The sequence below is a fragment of the Austwickia chelonae NBRC 105200 genome, from assembly GCF_000298175.1.
Classification (GTDB): domain Bacteria; phylum Actinomycetota; class Actinomycetes; order Actinomycetales; family Dermatophilaceae; genus Austwickia; species Austwickia chelonae.
This window is the reverse complement of the sequence record NZ_BAGZ01000017.1, coordinates 213,864-232,082: the sequence shown is the minus strand read 5'-3', so window position 1 is coordinate 232,082 and position 18,219 is coordinate 213,864. Positions and strand designations below refer to the sequence as shown.

17 protein-coding genes and 1 pseudogene are annotated in these 18,219 nt (G+C 66.4%); 11 read left to right on the top strand and 7 right to left on the bottom strand.

Features of this window, described 5'->3' with window-relative positions; all coding sequences use genetic code 11:
* Nucleotides 1-528 precede the first annotated feature (528 nt).
* The 3 genes from flgN to csrA all read left to right on the top strand — a co-directional run bounded on the left by flgN (nucleotide 529) and on the right by csrA (nucleotide 2,071).
* Nucleotides 529-1,047 carry a flagellar export chaperone FlgN gene (gene flgN / locus AUCHE_RS12845; protein ID WP_006503756.1) on the top strand — a complete coding sequence of 173 codons (519 nt, stop codon included), beginning with the start codon at nucleotides 529-531 and terminating at the stop codon, nucleotides 1,045-1,047.
* Between the two features lie 104 nt (nucleotides 1,048-1,151).
* Complete coding sequence (locus AUCHE_RS12840; protein WP_006503755.1) at nucleotides 1,152-1,550, top strand: flagellar assembly protein FliW; 399 nt, start codon at nucleotides 1,152-1,154, stop codon at nucleotides 1,548-1,550.
* A 59-nt stretch (nucleotides 1,551-1,609) separates the two neighbouring features.
* Nucleotides 1,610-2,071 (top strand): carbon storage regulator CsrA, encoded by a 462-nt coding sequence (csrA, locus tag AUCHE_RS17800; RefSeq protein WP_006503754.1) that lies wholly within the window; start codon nucleotides 1,610-1,612, stop codon nucleotides 2,069-2,071.
* A 152-nt stretch (nucleotides 2,072-2,223) separates the two neighbouring features.
* Here the strand turns inward: csrA and AUCHE_RS12830 are convergent, their stop codons facing one another.
* The gene (locus tag AUCHE_RS12830) at nucleotides 2,224-2,466 is read right to left on the bottom strand and encodes a BldC family transcriptional regulator (protein WP_006503753.1); all 243 of its coding nucleotides are present in this window, start codon (nucleotides 2,464-2,466) and stop codon (nucleotides 2,224-2,226) included.
* 419 nt (nucleotides 2,467-2,885) lie between these two features.
* Here AUCHE_RS12830 and AUCHE_RS12825 point away from each other — a divergent pair, with 419 nt between their 5' ends.
* Nucleotides 2,886-3,080, top strand: coding sequence for a DUF3073 domain-containing protein (locus AUCHE_RS12825; protein WP_006503752.1), 195 nt, complete (start codon nucleotides 2,886-2,888; stop codon nucleotides 3,078-3,080).
* A 153-nt stretch (nucleotides 3,081-3,233) separates the two neighbouring features.
* Here the strand turns inward: AUCHE_RS12825 and purM are convergent, their stop codons facing one another.
* From purM to AUCHE_RS12805, 4 genes are all read right to left on the bottom strand, one after another.
* Nucleotides 3,234-4,355 (bottom strand): phosphoribosylformylglycinamidine cyclo-ligase, encoded by a 1,122-nt coding sequence (gene purM, locus AUCHE_RS12820; protein ID WP_006503751.1) that lies wholly within the window; start codon nucleotides 4,353-4,355, stop codon nucleotides 3,234-3,236.
* Nucleotides 4,352-5,980 (bottom strand): amidophosphoribosyltransferase, encoded by a 1,629-nt coding sequence (gene purF / locus AUCHE_RS12815; RefSeq protein ID WP_006503750.1) that lies wholly within the window; start codon nucleotides 5,978-5,980, stop codon nucleotides 4,352-4,354. The genes purM and purF overlap by 4 nt, the downstream gene beginning before the upstream one ends.
* 57 nt (nucleotides 5,981-6,037) lie before the next feature.
* Nucleotides 6,038-6,352: a hypothetical protein gene (locus AUCHE_RS12810; protein WP_006503749.1), complete on the bottom strand. Its 315-nt coding sequence runs from the start codon at nucleotides 6,350-6,352 to the stop codon at nucleotides 6,038-6,040.
* Nucleotides 6,353-6,508: 156 nt separating this feature from the next.
* The gene (locus AUCHE_RS12805) at nucleotides 6,509-6,898 is read right to left on the bottom strand and encodes a sterol carrier family protein (protein ID WP_006503748.1); all 390 of its coding nucleotides are present in this window, start codon (nucleotides 6,896-6,898) and stop codon (nucleotides 6,509-6,511) included.
* Nucleotides 6,899-6,968: 70 nt separating this feature from the next.
* On the opposite strand from AUCHE_RS12805, the gene AUCHE_RS12800 reads away from it, so the two are divergent.
* Together AUCHE_RS12800 and AUCHE_RS12795 are read left to right on the top strand one after the other, a co-directional pair.
* Nucleotides 6,969-8,015, top strand: a complete 1,047-nt coding sequence (locus AUCHE_RS12800; protein ID WP_006503747.1) for a zinc-dependent alcohol dehydrogenase family protein — start codon at nucleotides 6,969-6,971, stop codon at nucleotides 8,013-8,015.
* Nucleotides 7,997-10,423 carry a molybdopterin-dependent oxidoreductase gene (locus AUCHE_RS12795; protein ID WP_006503746.1) on the top strand — a complete coding sequence of 809 codons (2,427 nt, stop codon included), beginning with the start codon at nucleotides 7,997-7,999 and terminating at the stop codon, nucleotides 10,421-10,423. Before AUCHE_RS12800 ends, AUCHE_RS12795 begins: the two co-directional genes overlap by 19 nt.
* Nucleotides 10,424-10,514: 91 nt before the next feature.
* On the opposite strand, the pseudogene AUCHE_RS12790 reads toward AUCHE_RS12795, so the two are convergent.
* A pseudogene (locus tag AUCHE_RS12790) lies at nucleotides 10,515-11,956 on the bottom strand (peptide MFS transporter).
* 354 nt (nucleotides 11,957-12,310) lie between these two features.
* Between AUCHE_RS12790 and AUCHE_RS12785 the strand changes: the two are divergent.
* Entirely contained in the window at nucleotides 12,311-13,102 is a 792-nt protein-coding gene (locus AUCHE_RS12785) for a spermidine synthase (RefSeq protein WP_245706771.1), read from the top strand.
* Nucleotides 13,103-13,305: 203 nt separating this feature from the next.
* Here the strand turns inward: AUCHE_RS12785 and AUCHE_RS12780 are convergent, their stop codons facing one another.
* Entirely contained in the window at nucleotides 13,306-14,208 is a 903-nt protein-coding gene (locus AUCHE_RS12780; RefSeq protein WP_006503742.1) for a DMT family transporter, read from the bottom strand.
* Between the two features lie 469 nt (nucleotides 14,209-14,677).
* Between AUCHE_RS12780 and AUCHE_RS12775 the strand changes: the two genes are divergently transcribed.
* Genes AUCHE_RS12775 through AUCHE_RS12760 form a run of 4 tightly spaced genes read left to right on the top strand, consistent with a single transcriptional unit; the run spans nucleotide 14,678 to nucleotide 18,187 of the window.
* Nucleotides 14,678-15,634, top strand: a complete 957-nt coding sequence (locus AUCHE_RS12775) for a metal ABC transporter substrate-binding protein (protein ID WP_006503741.1) — start codon at nucleotides 14,678-14,680, stop codon at nucleotides 15,632-15,634.
* A 2-nt stretch (nucleotides 15,635-15,636) separates the two neighbouring features.
* Nucleotides 15,637-16,389 carry a metal ABC transporter ATP-binding protein gene (locus AUCHE_RS12770; protein WP_006503740.1) on the top strand — a complete coding sequence of 251 codons (753 nt, stop codon included), beginning with the start codon at nucleotides 15,637-15,639 and terminating at the stop codon, nucleotides 16,387-16,389.
* Nucleotides 16,386-17,315, top strand: a complete 930-nt coding sequence (locus AUCHE_RS12765; protein ID WP_006503739.1) for a metal ABC transporter permease — start codon at nucleotides 16,386-16,388, stop codon at nucleotides 17,313-17,315. Before AUCHE_RS12770 ends, AUCHE_RS12765 begins: the two co-directional genes overlap by 4 nt.
* Nucleotides 17,315-18,187, top strand: coding sequence for a metal ABC transporter permease (locus tag AUCHE_RS12760; protein WP_006503738.1), 873 nt, complete (start codon nucleotides 17,315-17,317; stop codon nucleotides 18,185-18,187). The genes AUCHE_RS12765 and AUCHE_RS12760 overlap by 1 nt, the downstream gene beginning before the upstream one ends.
* The last annotated feature ends 32 nt before the right edge of the window (nucleotides 18,188-18,219 follow it).

Sequence of the window (18,219 nt, the reverse complement as noted above, 5' to 3'; positions counted from 1 at the left end):
GAATCCGCAGCGAAATCGCGCGGACTTCGTAAAACACCAATGAGAGATGTTCCCGGCACAACTGGTCGATGTGGTCCCCCGAGGAGCCCTTCGTCGAGAGGCACTCCTTGCCTGCTGTAGTCACGCACTACAGTGAAAAATAATTCTCTCCAAAAACCAACATGCGACCACGCCTCGAGAAAAGCGGTGGTCAACGACTATTCGGACGACCGACCATATTGTCGGACGACCACCTATAGATACAAGAATCTCTCAGGATCGGAACTTCTGCGCCTTTTAAAAATCTGGTCCGAATCATTTCCCAGACCCATCGGGCACCCCTTTGGATGACGTCGAAAACACTTGAAAATCAATGATTTTCAAGTCGAATCCCACCCAGGGGAACCCCCGTCGAGTCCTCCTCGTCGTCCCCGGCGACATCCGCGGGAAAAGGTCCCCGGACCCCCTTCCACGGACCACATCGAGAGCCTCCGCTCAGTTCCTTCCGGAAAAGGACGATTGATCAGCCGTGACGGAGAGGAGTCCCGCGTGACCGAACCACGGATCAAGGACGAAACCCAGCTCGCCCTGTCCGATCTGTCGACCGGACTGTGGCGTATCCACGACCTGCTCGAATCCCTCCAGTACAAGCTGGAGGTGCAGAACGTCCTCATCGAGACCGGACGCTCCCAATGGCTGGGCCGCTCCACCCAGGAGATCGAGCTGGTCATCGAGAGCCTGCGGGAGACCGAGCTGATGCGGGTCGTCGACGTCGCCCCCGTGTGCGACCTCCTCGGGTTGCCCCAGGACACGCCGCTGAGCCAGATCGCCCAGGCCGCGCCCTCCCCGTGGGACCACGTCCTCGAGGAACACCGGCTCGCTCTGGCCCATGCCACGCAGGAACTCTCCCTGCTGTCCCGCAGCAATTCCGACATGTTGGAGATCAGCTACCGGGCGGTGCAGGACACCCTCGAACGTTTCAACCATTCCCCGGAAGGCACGACGTACACCGCCCGGGGCTCCCGCGAAGCGGGACGATCCCACCACCTCATCGACCACATCGGATGATCCGAATATCCGATCTCATCACCCCTCCGATACCGGAACAGTCCCATCTTCCCGACCCCTGTCTCTTCCGGACCCACCGGAATTCACTCGAGGGAGTAATACCTATGACCGCTACAGCCGAGCGCACCTCCGCCACCGTGCACATGCCTGCCGGAATGGTCGGCTTCCCTGAATCGACCGAGTTCTCCTTGGTCGAGATCGAGAGCGGCGTCTACGAGATGCTCAGCTCCCAGGACGACGAACTCGGCTTCGTGGTGATCACACCCGAGCCCTATTTCCCCGACTACGACCCGATCATCGACAAAGCGACCGCAGAACGGCTGGAAATCACCGACCCGTCCGACGCCGTCGTCCTTCTCGTCGTGAACATCGGTTCCGAGGAAGAAGCACCGGTCGCCAACCTTTTGGCGCCGATCATCGTGAACAAAGCGACACACACCGCGACACAGGTCGTGTTGGGCGACCAGGAGTGGCCACTTCGTGCGACTATTCCCCTTGGCTGACAAAGGGATTCAGCCTGCCGCGCATGGCGTGCGGTCCCCCTCGACATAAGGAGCCCGCGGTGCTCGTCCTCAGTCGTAGACCGCAGCAGTCCCTCCTCATCGGCAACGATGTCGTCGTGACCGTCCTGGAGGTCAACGGCGACACCGTCCGCATCGGCATCTCGGCCCCACCGGAGATCGACATCCACCGGGAAGAGGTCTACCTGGACCTCAAGAGATCCAATGCCGAAGCCGCTGCCGCCCCCGGAGCCGCCGCCGCCCTGTCCCGGCGGATGCGGCCCCGGGACGGCGGGACCGAACGGGGAGACTCCACGACGAGAGAACCGCGGGAACACCGCCGCGCACCCCACAGGACCGGCGGAAACGACGAACACACCGGTGGGAAGGCCTCCACCAAGGAATCACCCGCCCCCGAACCGGGCAGCGGGCCCAAGGACGCACCGGCACGCCCGATACCCCGCGACCCGGCCTCCATCAGACCGGGCGTGGCCCGACCGGCACCACCGCCCACGCGTCGCTGACACCGAACACACACAGGGTGGAGGGGTTGGTCCCAGAGCATGCTCTGGGACCAACCCCTCCACCCTGTGTGCACTCTCCCGGCCTGCTTCGACGACGCCAGCAGGACGTCTGTCGCCGGGGCAGGCCGGGCGATGTCAGAGCTGCCGCCCGGTCAGGCCGGTGGCAGCGCTGTCGACGACAACGCCCCGGCTGGAGCGCGGCCACCGGCTGCGTCCAGCAAGGCGTAGACCTCAGCAGCTCGGTATCGGCGGTGCCCACCCAGGGTCCGCAGAGATGTCAGTTTTCCGGATACCGCCCAGCGGGTGACGGTCTTGGGGTCGACACGGAACAGAGCGGCGACTTCTGCTGGGGTAAGCAGCTCGCCCTGGGCGTCGGTGTGGTCGGCGATCGGCATATTCAGGTTGCCTCCTACGCATAGTCGGCTCAGCGCATTCGGTTGCTGCTGATCGTAGATGGAGCAGTTTCTGCCGCTTTTGGCGGGTCACCTTACGGCGTTCCGGGGCATCTCGCCCCCTGCATGGCCGGTCCGCTGGACGGACGTGGGCGGGCAACGAAGAGACACATCGGACGACGTCAGATGTGAAAGCCTGTCACAGCCTCGACTGCCGCTCGACACAGGCACCTTCCGAACGCCAGGAGGGGTAGCCTCGGCGACGGAGAAGGCCTGCGCGTGGGCACGTCGGTTCCGACGATTCACCGACACCATGTACGGTAGGCACCACGACACATGAAAATCCCCGGAGCCGCTCCGTGCTGACCCCGCCCAGGGCCTGCGCGATGCACCTCCGGCAGACGCGTGAGGGGGTCGACGCCATGGGGCGCGGCCGGGCAAAGGCCAAGCAGACGAAGGTCGCTCGGGAGCTGAAGTACTACAGCCCTGAGACCGACTTCAGCTCGCTTGAGCGAGAGCTCCACGGAGCTCAGGCGAAAGACGTCGAACGTGACCCTCACATCGACAACGATGAGGGGTACGAGGATTACGAGTCCTGGCGTGGCAAACGCCGTTGAGGATCTTCGCCACGGCACCTCATAGTGATGTCCGGGTAGACCCCTCAAGGCCTACCCGGACATTACTGTGTCCTTCGTCACGGAAGTGGTCGTCACCGAGCTGAGCCACCCTCCCCGGCCGCGGCACGACGTCGCCGCAGCCAGGGAACCGGATCAGCCTGCCGCCGGATGCCTGCCGACCACCTGCACGGCACCCCCGTCGACGCCCTTGGCGCCACGCACCGTCTCGTAGGCCTCGTCGAACCGGTACTCGGCCTCCGCATGGACCTCACCGAGGACCCACGCCGACAAGCCCACGGCGGACAATTCCCGCAGCGCACACTCGCTGCTCTCCGCCGAGACCACTGCGACGAAACCAACCCCCTGGTTGAGGGTCCTTTCCAGATCGGCCTGCGGCACCGAGCCGAGCTCCTGCAGCACCCTGAAGACCACCGGAGGCGTCCAGCTCCCCCGATCGACCCGGGCCACCACGCCCGCCGGCAGCACCCGCGCCAGATTCGCGGCCAAGCCGCCCCCGGTCACATGGGACAACGCCCGCACCTGCACCCCCTCGGCGCGGATCACCGACAGCAGCTGCGCGGCATACACATGCGTCGGGGTCAACAGCTCCTCCCCCAGAGTGCGACCGAAATCGGGCACATGCCGCTCGTAGCTCCAGCCCGCCGACGCACAGATCCGCCGCACCAACGAATAACCGTTGCTGTGCAGACCCGAACTGGCCACACCCAGCACGACATCCCCGCCTCGGACCCGGTGCGGACCCAGGACGTCGTCATGATCCACGACTCCAGTCACCGCGCCGGCGATGTCGTACTCGTCCGGCCCCAACAGCCCCGGATGCTCCGCCGTCTCCCCACCGACCAGCGCGCAACCCGCCTGAGCACACGCCGCGGCCACCCCCGAGACGATCGCCGCGATCCGCTCGGGAACCACCCGACCACAAGCGATGTAATCGGTCATGAACAACGGTTCGGCACCGTTGACCACGATGTCGTCGACCACCATGCCGACCAGGTCGAAACCGATCGTGTCGTGGACATCCATCGCCTGGGCGATCGCCACCTTCGTGCCCACCCCGTCCGTGGACGTGGCCAACACCGGACGACGCATACCCTTCAACGCAGAAGCGTCGAAAAGCCCGGCAAAGCCCCCCAGACCCCCCAGAACCTCCGGCCGCTGCGCGCGGGCCACAGAAGCCTTCATGAGGGCCACAGCGCGGTCCCCGGCCTCGACATCGACGCCCGCGGACGCATAGGTGATCGGTTGATCGCTCACAGGTTGGCTCCCTGGTGTTCGGTGTGCGGTTCGGGGGGAACATCGGAGCCCGGCCGGGGACGCCCGGCCGGGACAGTCGAGGACGCATCGGGATTCCCCATCAGGAAGCCTCGCCCCACCTCATCGGGCAGATCGGGAACGGCCACCCGCCCGGCCCCCGCACCGACGACCTCCAGGACGTCCTTGCCGAGCTGGCTACGGTCGAGTTCCACGGGGTACTCACCGGTGAAACAGCCCGCGCACAGCTCACCGGCGTCCTGCCGGGTGGCCGCCACCATGCCTTCCTGACTGATGTACCCGAGGCTGTCCGCATCGATGCTGCGGCAGACCGCCTCGACGTCCAGACCATTGGCGACGAGCTCCGCACGGGAGGCGAAATCGATCCCGAAGAAACACGGCCAACGCACCGGCGGCGAAGAGATCCGGACATGGACCTCAGCAGCACCTGCCTCCCGCAACATCCGCACCAGAGCCCGCTGCGTATTACCCCGGACGATCGAGTCGTCCACCACCACGAGACGTTTCCCTCGGATGACATCGCGCAACGGGTTCAGTTTCAACCGGATGCCCAACTGACGGATCGTCTGCGAAGGCGAGATGAAGGTCCGCCCCACATAGGCGTTCTTCACCAGACCCAACCCGAAAGGGATCCCAGACTCGTCGGCATAACCGATCGCCGAGGGCACGCCCGAGTCCGGCGTCGGCATCACCATGTCCGCCTCGACCGGGTGCTCCCGGGCCAAGGTCCGCCCCATGTCGACGCGGGCCTCGTAGATCCCCCGCCCGCGGATCGTCGTGTCCGGCCGCGCCAGATAGACGTACTCGAAGATGCACCCGCGCGGACGGGCCGGAGCGAAACGCCGACTGCGCAACCCGTCCTCGTCGATCACGATCAACTCACCCGGTTCGACCTCACGGACGAAACTGGCCCCCACGATGTCCAAGGCCGCCGTCTCGGAAGCCACCACCCACCCGCGGTCCAGATGGCCGATCACCAACGGACGGAACCCCTGTGGGTCACGGGCGGCGTACAACGCATGCTCGTCCATGAAGACGAAACAGAAGGCCCCCCGGACCTGAGGCAGCACCCGTAACGCCCGCTCCTCCAAGGACGCACCCTCGACGTCGGCCAACAAGGCCGTCACCATCGCCGTGTCCGTGGTGGCCCCCCGACGCAACTCGGTGTGCCCCTGAGCTCCCCGGGCGCCCTCCTCCAGCAGGCCACGCAGGGCCGCCGCGTTCACCAGGTTGCCGTTGTGCGCGAGCGCGATGGTGCCCAGGTCGCTGTCGGAGAGCGTCGGCTGGGCGTTTTCCCAGGTGGAGGAGCCGGTGGTGGAGTACCGGGCGTGGCCGACGGCGATATGCCCGACGAGGGTGCTCAGCGCGCGCTCGTCGAAGACCTGGCTGACCAGCCCCATGTCCTTGTAGACCAGCACCCGTCGGCCGTCGCTGGCGGCGATCCCGGCCGATTCCTGGCCCCGGTGCTGCAGGGCGTACAAGCCGTAGTAGGCGAGTTTGGCGACCTCCTCACCAGGGGCGTAGACCCCGAAGACGCCGCAGGCGTCCTGGGGTCCTTTCTCGCCGGGGAGCAGATCATGATTGAGTCGACCATCACCACGTCGCACGACCGCCAGTCTTCCACAGGTCGACGGACCGGCCGGCTCGTGTGCGCTCCGGTCCGGTCAGCGTCGACGGTTGAGGAACCAGTCCAGACCGACGGCGACGCTCGCCGCGACACCGATGCCGGCGAGCGCTCCCAGCACGAGGAAGTAGAAGAGGGAGACGGTGGGCTCATAGCCGGCGCGGCAGGCTGCCGCGGCGGCGGATCCTGCTTCCCCGCAACGGCTGTCGGGGCCGACATAGTCGATCAGCACTCCGAGTGCCATGCCGAGCACAGCCCCCGTCACCAGGAAGGACGAGATCTTCGGAGTACGACGGGTACGCAGGTGCACCACCTGTGGCGGACTCTGCTCGGTGTTCTTCTTCTGCTCGGCCACGGGGAAAGCCTATGTGTACGAGGGCGCTCGCTCCGTCACCGATTGCTCACAATCTGGCAGCTTTGTGGTCTCGCCATTCGGATACGCCGTGGATATGTCCGATGTGCGCGCCATGACCGGCGCGGGAGGGGGCGTCACTTCCCGCCCCGCGGACACTCACCCCCCGCGCTGCGCCCCGTCTCGGTCGAACAGCGGCAGCAGCTCGGACAGGTCGGCGCGTACTCCGCTGGCCCGCAAACGACCCGCCGCCACCGCCTCGGCCCAGGAGAGCCTCCCGGAGGCGACCTGCAGCCAGGTGTCGGCCTCGGTCTCGACCACGCCCGGCGGGGTGCCCCGGGTGTGGGTCGGGCCGGCCAGGCACTGGACCACGCCGTAGGGCGGCACCCGTACTTCGACGCTACGGCCGGGGGCCCGCGCCCCCAGTTCCTCCAGGGTGTACCGCACCGCCGTGGCCAGGACGGCGCGGTCGACGCCCTGGGGGGCCTGCGCCCATCGCTTCAGGGCGTCGGCGCCTGCGGTGGGGTCGATCCGGCGTCGGGGCGGCATGACCCCATGCTGGCATGCGGGTACGGCGGGTACGGCGATGCCCCGGGAATCGCGGTGGGAGCATGTCCCCATGAAGGCGACCGTCCTGCACGCCCCGCACGATGTCCGGCTCGACGATGTCGAGGACCCGGTGATCCTGGCCCCGACCGATGCGATCGTGCGGGTCGTCGCTACCTGTGTCTGCGGTTCCGACCTGTGGAACTATCGCGGAATCAACGAGTTCTCCGAGCCACGACCGATCGGCCACGAGATGGTGGGTGTGGTCGAGGAGGTCGGCCGTCACGTGGCCGGGATGCGTCCTGGAGATTTCGTGATCAGCCCGTTCACGATCAGCGACAACTCCTGCCCGCACTGCCTGATGGGGATGCAGACCGCCTGCGAGAACCTCACCTACTTCGGCGGCACCGACCGGGAGGGGCTGCCGATGGGCGGCGCCCAGGCCGAGTACGTCCGGGTTCCCCTGGCCGACGGAACCCTCGTCCCCCTGCCAGAAACCCCGGATGCGCACCAGATCCCCAGCCTGTTGACCCTGGCCGATGTGATGGGCACCGGCTGGCATGCGGCGATCTGCGCCGGAGTGCACGAAGGGGACACGGTGTGCGTCGTCGGAGACGGCGCAGTCGGGCTGTTGGGTGTCCTGGCCGCCCGGCAGATGGGCGCCGAACGGATCATCGCGATGTCCCGGCATCCGGCGCGGCAGGCCCTGGCCGTCCGCTTCGGTGCCACGGACATCGTGGAGGAACGCGGGGACGAGGGTGCCGAACGGATCCGCGAGCTCACCTCAGGTGTCGGCGCCGACGCCGTCCTGGAGTGCGTGGGCACCGGTGACTCCATGGAACAGGCCATGTCCTGCGCCCGCCCGGGCGCGATGGTCGGTTTCGTCGGTGTCCCCCACGGGGTGCGCCTGCCGGTGGAGCTGATGTTCCGCCGGAACATCGGACTGGCCGGGGGGATGGCCCCGGTCCGCCAGTATCTACCCGCTTTACGGGACGACGTCCTCGACGGCGTCATCGAGCCAGGCCTGGTGTTCGACCTGGAACTGCCCCTGGAGGAGGTCGCGGCCGGATATGCCGCCATGGACGAAAGGCGGGCCGTGAAATGCCTGCTCCACGTGTGACCGGACCCCACTGGCAGGCCGCCCACTGGGGCACCTACCAGGTCGGCACGAACGGCTCGGAGATCACCGAGGTCACGCCCTGGTCCGGCGACCAGGACCCGTCACCCCTGTTGGGGAACCTGCCCGGATCGGTGACCCACCGCAGCCGGGTCGCCGGGCCCTCGGTCCGCCGCGGATGGTGGGAGGACGGCCCGGGGCCCGACCCACGACGAGGCACCGGCCGGCCGGGAGGGTCCGGACCCGGTGACTACCTGCGGGTGACCTGGCCGGAGCTGATCGACCGGCTCGCCGACGAACTACGCCGGGTCGTCGACACCCACGGCAATGCGGCCGTCTTCGGCGGATCCTACGGATGGGCCTCCGCAGGCCGTTTCCACCACGCCCAGAGCCAGGTCCACCGGTTCCTCAACGTCCTCGGCGGCTACACCGGCAGCGTCGACACCTACTCCACCGGCGCACTGGAGGTCTTCCTCCCGCGGGTGGCCTGCACCGAGATCACCGCCACCCAGGACTCCGTCCCGTACGAACAGATCGTGGAACACACCCGACTGTGGGTGGCCTTCGGTGGCGTCCCGGTGAAGAACACCGGCACCAACGACGGCGGCACCGGAGACCATCCCACCCGCTCAGCGTTGGCCGGCTTCCTCAGCGCAGGTGGGCGGCTCGTCGGCATCACCCCGATCGGCGACGACCTGCCGACCGGGCCGGGCCGGGTCGGCCGGATCTCCACCCGCCCCGGATCGGACACCGCGCTGATCCTGGCGCTCTGCCACACCCTCCTCGCCGAGGACCTCTACGACCGGGCCTTCGTGGCCGGGCACACCGTCGGTCTCGACGAACTGTCCGCCGGTCTGCACGGCGAACAGGACGGCGTCGTCAAGGACGCCGACTGGGCCGCACCGATCTGCGGTGTCCCGGCCACGACCATCCGGGGGCTCGCCCGCGACATGGCCGCCACCCGCACCCTGGTCACCGCGACATGGTCGCTGCAACGCCAAGAACACGGCGAGATGGCGATCTGGGCGGTGGTCGCCCTGGGCGCGCTGCTCGGACAGATCGGGTTGCCCGGTGGCGGCTTCGGCTTCGGCTACGGGTCGATGAACAAACCGGGCCTGGTCGGCACCCCCTTCCGGCTGCCCTCCCTCCCCCAAGGGGCCAACCCGGTGGCCACGAGGATCCCGGTGGCCTCGATCAGTGAGCTGCTGCTGCACCCGGGACGTCCCATCCCCTACGCCGGCGGGACCGTCGTGCCCCCGCGGATCCGCCTCGTCTACTGGGCGGGCGGCAATCCCTTCCACCACCACCAGGATCTCAACCGTCTCCGTCGTGCCTTCGCCCGCCCGGACACCGTCGTCGTCCACGACCCGTACTGGACGGCGACCGCCCGGCACGCCGACATCGTGATCCCGTCGACCACGAGCGCCGAACGTGCCGATCTGACCGGGAGTCGCCACGGCGGACTGTTGGTCGCGATGGCAGCCGCGGTGCCTCCCTTCGCCGACGCCCGGGACGACTACGACGTCTTCAGCGCCCTGGCCGAGGCCCTCGGGCGAGGTGAACAGTTCACCGAGGGTCGGAGCAGCGCCGAGTGGCAGCGCTGTCTGTACGAGCAGTGGCGGGAGGATCTCGCCGCCGGACGAGTCGTCGACGCGGGCGCCCTGGACGAGGGGGCGATCGCTGCCGCCGGGTTGTCCCGTACTCCCGACGGGCGGGGCCTGGTCGTCCCCGGCTACGACGAATTCCGGGCCCGCGGGGTGCTCCGGCTGCCCACCGGGCCTCCGCCGGCCTTGCTGACCCGGTGGCGGGACGACCCGGAGTCCTTCCCGCTGCCGACCCCCAGCGGACGGATCGAACTGGCCTCGACGGCGATCGCCCGACTCGGCCTGCCCGACTGTCCGGGCCTCCCGTCGTGGCTCCCGCCCTCGGAATGGGCGCAGGACGACCGGTACCCCCTGCATCTGATCGCCAACCAGCCGGCCAGCCGGTTGCACAGTCAACTCGATCACGGGGCGACCAGCAGGTCCTCGAAGGTCGCCGGGCGGGAACCGATCCGCCTGCACCCTGAGGACGCCGCCACCCGGGGCATCCTCGCCGGCGACCTGGTGCGGGTGTTCAACGGGCGCGGACACTGCCTGGCCGGGGCCGTCCTGGACGACGGGCTGCGTCCCGGGGTGGCGCAGCTGGCCACCGGGGCCTGGTACGACCCCTTCTCCCCCGATCCGGCGACCGGGCAGGAGGACCCGCGTGCCCTGGCTGCCCTCGACGTGCACGGAAACCCGAATGTCCTGACCGCCGACCGGGGCACCTCGTCGATGTCCCAGGGGTGCACCGGTCAGTGGACGATGGTCGACGTGGAGAGATACGACGGCCCGTCCCGGCCGGTGCAGGCCCACGCGCCGATGTGCTGACGGCTGGCCCCGAGCCGACCCCGCCATGTCGAGGGGCCCGGCCTGCGTCGACAGCGGGCCGGGCCCCTCGTAAGGGCAGGACGGGGAATGGTCAGACGTGTTGGGCGGCGTCCTCGGCGGCACCGGCCCGCTGTTCGGATTCCAGGTCGGCCATCATGCGCCGGGTCCAGGGCACCAGCAGGAAGAGCAGCAGGGCGACTCCGAGGGTCATGGCCCCGTTGACCATGTAGTAGGTGCTGTCGGGCAGGTCTTCCATCGCCAGGATCATCTGCGCGGCCAAGGCCTGACCTGTGGAGGAGGTCAGGAACCACAGCGCCATGGCCTGACTGGCGAAGGCCGCCGGTGCGAGCAGGGTCGTCGCCGACAACCCCACCGGAGAGAGGAAGAGCTCGGCGACGGTCTGGATGACGAAGATCGAGACCAGCATGATCGCCGGGGCCTTGTGTTCCGGGTTGTAGACCGCGAACATCCAGGCCAACAGCAGAGCGGACACCCCGATCATGGCCACGGCGATCGCGAACTTGGTGGGCAGCGACGGGAAACGTCCGGCCCGGCGGCGCCACAGGAAGGCGAAGAGCGGAGCCAACAGCACGATCGTCAACGGGTTGACCGACTGGAAGGTCTCTGCGGTGGGGTGCCACCCGAAGAAGGCAGGCAGCATCTCGCTGTGGCTCTCGGCGAAGAAGGCCATCTTGCCTGCGGCCTGTTCGAAGACCATCCAGAAGAGCGTCCCACCGACCCACAACGGGATGTAGGCCAGGACGTGTTTCTTCTCCGCAGCGGTCACTTTCGGGCTCCGGAACATGACCATGAAATAGGCGACCGGAGCAGCGAAGGCGAAGAGCGAGACCGCGTCGATGAACTGTTTCACCGGAGTGTCCTGCCACAACCCGGCCAGCAGGTAGGCCGAACCGAAAGCGGCGACCGCGAGGGCCGCCCACCCGGAGACCTTCCGGCCTTCACCGGGGTTGAGCGGGTTCGGCACCTGTTTTCCGGCTCCGTGCAAGGTCCGTGAGGCGAGCACGAAGGTCAGGATGGCGAAGGCCATGCCGATCGCGGCGACGGAGAAACCGGCGTGGAAGCCCCACTTCTCCCGAACGGCCCCGACAATGAGTGGGGAGGCCAGAGCGCCGACGTTGATCGACATGTAGAAGAGGGAGAATCCGGCGTCGCGGCGCGGATCGCCACGATCGTAGAGCTCACCAACCATGGTGGAGATATTGGTTTGAGCAGGCCGGTGCCGATGGCGACCAGGACGATACCGACCCAGGACATGGTGGCGGTGGGGACGGCCAAGCTGATGTGGCCGAACATGATGACGACTCCGCCGTACAAGGTGGCTCGCCAGGCACCCATCACCCGGTCGGCGAGGAAACCACCGACCACGCCGAGCAGGTAGACCGACGCCCCGTAGATGGTGACGACGGCGAGCGCTGTGTTCTTCTCGATCCCCAGTCCGCCCTCGGTGACGGCGAAGTAGAGGTAGTAGGCGAGGATGGCCCGCATTCCGTAATAGGAGAAACGCTCCCACATCTCCACGAAGAAGAGTGTGGACAGACCTGCGGGGTGGCCGAAGAAGGCTTTGTCCTCAAGGGAGGTCACATGAGGTTGTGCAGCCTCTGAACTGGCTGGGGCCATGGGAGTACCTCTCTGTCAGGCCGCATTTCGCGTGCGGCAGGGAGAGAGATTACGCCTGTTCTGCGGGAGGGAAAGGAAAGTCCCTGCAGAGAACTTTTCATTGCGAAAAGAATGATCAGCGTCCCGCGCGGCGGGGACATCCCTCTGAGCAGGCTTCCGCTGCAGGTGGGGCGGGATTCCGTCCCGCGTCGGCTTTCGTCCCCCGGATAGGTCAGAGTGGTTGTCGTGACGGCCTCCGGTGAACCTTCTGTGACTTTCGAAACCGACGCCTACGGTGGGGTGACCGTTCTGCGGGACGGTTTCCCGCAGTCCTATGTCGATCTGTCCGATCCCACCCGGTTGGCCTTCGAGTACGTGGCCCAGATGGCGCTGGCGGTGGACACCTTGGCTCCGGTGGGGCCGTTGGCGTTGACCCATGTCGGCGGGGCCGGGCTCACCTTGCCGCGTTATTTCGCGTACACCAGGCCGGGGTCGACGCAGATCGTGTTGGAACCGGACGAGGCCTCGACGCAGCGGGTGCGGGAGGAGCTGCCGCTGCCGCGGGGACATCGGATCCGGGTGCGGGCGCAGGACGGCCTGTCGGGTGTGTCGGCGATGGGCGACGGGCGGGCCGATGCGGTGTTGGTCGACGCCTATGCGGGTGGCCGGGTGCCGGCGGAGCTGGGCACGGTGGTTTTTTTCACGGAGGTGGCGCGGGTGTTGCGACCGGGCGGGCTGGTGGTGGCGAATGTCGCCGACGCGCCGGGACGCCGGTATGTCTCCCGGGTGGCGGCTGGCTGCCTCCGGGTCGGGCTGGGGCAAGTGGCTTTGTTGGGCACCCATGACGTGGTGAAGGGCCGCAGGTTCGGCAATACCGTGTTGGTGGCTTCTGCTCGTCGGTTCGAGGTGGACGATCTCCGTCGGGCTGCGACACGTTGTCCTTTTCCGACAGGCGTGGTGAGCGACGAGTGGGCGAGCCAGCTGCGGGCAGCGAAGGCTTTCACGGCAGATGACGCGCAGTGCTCTCCGGAGCCGCCGACGGCCGGGTCCTGGCGCCGTTGAGGGGCCCTCGACCTCCCCAGAGACGACACTCATCGACATGTAGGAGAGAGAACCCAGCCCCACAGCTGAGGCCGCCTTAGTCGCAGAGCTCACCGAGCATCATTGAAATATCCGGCACAAGGAAATCCTCTTTAAAGATTTTCCATTCTGGGAATGCCCAGAAAACGCTGGATACCATCAACCACAGACACAGCTGAAGCATGTCAGGGAAGTCGGGACCGCGCCGCCGAAAACACCCTCCCCAGACCGAGTGCGACCGCTGCGCCGACACAGCTGAAAAGGCAGCCGAACAGTAGATGGAAACTCGGCTCCGACTCCCCTATCGCCACCGAGGCCAATCCGCCGATCGCGGGAAACAAGGCGACCATGTAACTACTAACAGCTGCACCAATCCTCTCGACCAATTTAAGGTAGAAAAACCAGGCCAAGAACGAAGCTGCCACGGTAAGATACGCCAAGGCCCCAAGATAGGAGATCGACATCGGGATGTCGAACTTCTGTCCTTGAACCAGGCAGACGACCAGAAGCAGTAACGAAGCAGCGATAAATCCGATACTGTTGGAATACACCGGATCGACACCCTGCCGCGCATTTCGCGCCGAACTCGCATCTCCCACGGCGGTCAAGAGCGTCCCAATCAACGCAAATCCGACACCCTTCAGGCTTGCCACCTGCGCGCCTCCTGCCAGCATGGGGTACACAAGAATCCCCACACCGACGATACCCAGAACCCCGCCAATCATGATACGCGGAGACAGTCGATCACCCAATGAAATTCGTAAAGCGATCGGCGTCATCACCGTTTTAAGCGAGAACAAAAGGGTAACCAAGGCTGCAGAGGACCAGATCGTCGCGTAATACAGGAACAGGTAACTCAGGGCGAAATTACATAGACCGAAGGTGATAATCCCCCGCAGGTCCTGACGAGACGGACGGCCAGATGGGCGCACAACAAAAGCCAGGCACAGGAACATCACCGCAGCCCCGGCCAAACGATAAGTCAATGACACCTCCAGAGCTACCGGAGTACCCTGGATCTTGACAGCGATGAAATTAAGCCCCCAGACCACAAGGCAGAAAACATATGCCAAAACGGTCAGGTGCATTCTAGCTCCCATCGGAGATGTCGAATAACATACGAACGATCTATGAGTCTCAGATTTTACGACAGATCTGCTCGATTCGGGCGTTAATCGCGCCCCACGGTACCTCGCGCTCCGCTCGCCAGCAGCAACCGAGTATTTTTCTATATCAGAATGAAAAAGATTCCACGACCACACTGTCACCAGGCGGTCCGACGCGATCCATGAAGACGATCAGTCGGCAACAGCAAAGGAAATGGGCATATTTCCCCGCCGGGCCGCGACACACTGCGCTTTTCCGACAGGCGTGGTGAGCGACGAGTGGGCGAGCCAGCTGCGGGCAGCGAAGGCTTTCACGGCAGATGACGCCCAGTGCTCTCCGGAGCCGCCGATGGCCGGGTCCTGGCGCCGTTGAGGGGCCCTCGACCTCCCCACAGAAGAGGCTAAGGGTAACCTCACAAATTGAGAACATTATCAATTACTGAGGAGCGGTATGTCCTTCGCACCGGTTGCCCGCCTCGGCCTGGCCCTCACCTGCGTCCTGGCGCTGTCCGCCTGCAGCACCCACCCCGCAGGCACCGGTGGCGCCAAGGAGGACAAGACCTCCTTCACGGTCTTCGCCACCACCGGCTACCTCGGTGACCTGGTCAAGAACCTCGCCCCCGACGCCAAGATCACCGTGATGGTCAAACCCGGTGGCGACCCACACACCTACCAGCCCAGCACCCAGGACATCGCCGCCATGCGCGATGCCGACGTCGTCGTCTCCAACGGTGCCCACCTCGAAGCGATGATGCTCGACCAGCTCGCCGGCCTCGGCGACCGCCACCTCGCGGTCAGCGACCGTCTCCCCCAGGACAAGCTCCTCCCCTGGCCCGAGAAGGACGACAAAGGCAACGCCCTCCACGACCCGCACATCTGGAACGACCCCGATCTGTGGAAGACCGTCACCACCGAAGTCGCCAAGAAACTCGGAGAGCGGGTCCCGCACCGCAAGGACGCCATCGCCCAGGCCGCCACCACGTACACCGGGAAGATCGAAGCCACCAAGAACAAGGTCACCGACATCCTGAAGGACATTCCACAGGAAAGGCGCGTCCTGGTCACCGGACACGACGCCTTCAACTATTTCGGCAGGGCCTTCTCCCTGGAGGTGAAAGCCACCGACTTCGTCACCTCCGAAGCCAATATGTCGGCCACCCAGTTGCAGGAACTCGCCGCCTTCGTCGTCGCCCGCAAGATCCCCACGATCTTCCAGGACAACCTGAAGAACCCCCAGGCGGTGACCTCCCTGGAGGAATCCGTGAAAGCGCTCGGCGGGAAGGTCACCGTCTCCGACAAGGAGCTCTACGCCGACAGTCTCGGCGACCGGGCACCGGCCGACACCTATCTGGGCGCCTTGGAGTCCAATGCCACCGCTGTCGCCGAAGCCCTGAACCCGAAGAACTGATCGTGGACACCGCACCTGCCTGCCGGATCCACGACCTGTCCGTCGCCTATCACGAGGATCTGGTCCTCGAACGAATCGACATCGCCGTCACCCCGGGGAAGATCACCGCGGTGGTCGGGCCCAATGGCGCCGGGAAGTCCACCCTCCTCAAAGCAGCGCTCGGTCTGGTTCCGGCCGTCGCCGGGCACGCCGAGTTCTTCGGGCAGCCCTTTCCTCGGGTGCGCCGCCGTGTCGGGTACATGCCGCAAGCAGCGAGCGTCGACTGGGACTATCCCGCCACCGTACGGACCGTGGTCACCATGGGCACCTACGGCCGATTGGGCTGGTTCCGCAGACCCGGCGCGAAGGAACATCAGGCCTGCGAGGACGCGCTGGCCCACGTCGGACTGTCCGATCTGGCGCACCGTCAGATCGGACAGCTCTCCGGCGGGCAGCGCCAGCGCACCTTCCTGGCCCGTATCCTCGCCCAGGACCCGGATCTCTACCTGATGGACGAGCCACTCGCCGGGGTCGACACCGCCAGCGGCCTGGCCATCCTCGACGTCCTCGCCGGGCTGCGTGACCGGGGGAAAACGGTCGTCCTCGTCCACCACGACCTCGACCTGGTGCGTGAGTTCTGCGACGACGCCGTCCTCCTGGCCACCCGGCAGATCTCGGCGGGTTCGGTCGAGGAGGCCTTGAGCGCGGAATATGTGGAGAGCGCCTATCACCACGACGGACAGCACCGATTGTTGGAGGCGGTGCGCGCCCGATGATGGATCCGCTGGCTTTCTGGAATGTGCACGCCTTCCGGCTGATGCTCCTGGGCACTGCGACGATCGGCGGGATCGCCTCTGCCCTGGGTTCCTTCGCCTATCTGCGACGGCAGAGCATGATCGGTGACGTCGCCTCCCACGCCGCTCTGCTGGGCGTGGTGGGTGCCTTCGTGGTTGGAGCCGGCGTGCTGGGTGTCGACGGGCGCACGATGGCTTTGCTGGTCGTCGGCGCCTGGCTGACCGCGGTGGCTGCTGCACTCCTGGTCAACGCGATCGAGCGCACCAGTGTGCTGCACCAGGACGCCGCGATGGCGGTGGTGATCGCGCTCTTCTTCGGCGGCGGTCTGGCCCTGTTACGGCTGGTGCAGAACAGTCGACTCCCTGGCAAAGGCGGTCTGCAGGAGTACCTGTTCGGCAATGCGGCTTCGATCACGACCGGTGATCTGCTCTCGGTGCTGGCTTTCGGTGGAATCGCCCTGGCCATTCCGCTGGCCACCTGGAATGCCTTCACCATCACTGCTTTCGATCCGCAGAGTGCGATTCTGCACGGATTCCGGGCCCGTACGGTCGATCTGTTGATGTTCGGTGCGCTCACCCTGGCGATCGTGATCGGGTTGAAAGCGGTCGGGCTGATCCTGATGGTGGCTTTCGCTGTCACTCCGGCGGCGGCTGCCCGCCAGTGGGTCCATTCCGTCGGTGCCTTGGTCGCTTTGTCCGGGACCATCGGAGCGGGTTGTGCTGCGCTCGGATGTTATCTGTCGGTGGGGATGGGACGGGTCCCCACCGGGCCGGTGGTGGTCCTTCTGCTCGGCTCGGTCCTGGTGTTCTCCTTGGTCGCGGCACCGCATCGTTCCGTTCTCCGGCGGGCGCTCCACCGTCGTCGGCGTCGCCACGAGTTGGCCCGCCGGGTGGCTCAGGAGGCCTGATGGATTTCGTGTTCTCCGTCGCGCTGCTGACCGTGACGACGGCGGTGGCCTGCGCTCTGCCCGGCGCGCTCTTGGTGGTGCGGCGCCAGTCGATGCTGGCCGAGGCGATGAGCCATACGGTGCTGCCGGGCATCGTCGTCGCGATGATCGCGGTCGGTTCGATCAACAGTCCGTGGTTGTTGATCGGTGCGGCCGCGGCCGGGATGTTGGTCGTCGTCGGCGCCGAATACCTTGAGGGGACGGGGCTGTTGGCCGGGGACAGCCCGCAGGGGGTGATCTATCCTGCGCTCTTCTCGATCGGGGTGATCCTGATCAGCACCCGGTTCGCCGGGGTGCAGGTGAGCGAACGCACCGTTCTCACCGGCGACGTGAACCTGGCGGCTTTCCTGCACCTGCACGTGGCCGGGGTCGACGTGGGGCCGGTGCACCTGTGGGTGATGATCGCGCTGATCGCGGTGAATGCGCTCTTCCTCACCCTGTGTTGGAAGGAACTGACCCTGGCGACCTTCGACCCGGCGTTGGCCCAGGCTTTCGGTTTCCGTCCACGGTTGTTGCATTACCTGTTGATGTTGGATGTCTCGGTCACGGTGACAGCTGCTTTCGCCACGGCGGGCAGCCTCCTGGTGGTGGCCTTGATGGTCGTGCCGCCGGCGGTGGCCCGGCTGCTCAGTGACCGGCTGCCGGTGATGGTGGCCTTGTCCGTGGCGGTCGCCGTGGTGGGTTCCCTGGTCGGGTTCTGGGTGGCTTACCGTTTCGACCTGGCGACGGCATCGGGGCTGGCCACGTTCTACGGGTTGTGTTTCGTCGTGGTCTGGTCGGTGACCTGTGCGATGAACCGCCGACGGGCGACCCGTCCTCGGGCCGTGGGCTGACCGCCTCCCGGGTGATGGCCGACTTCCGGCCC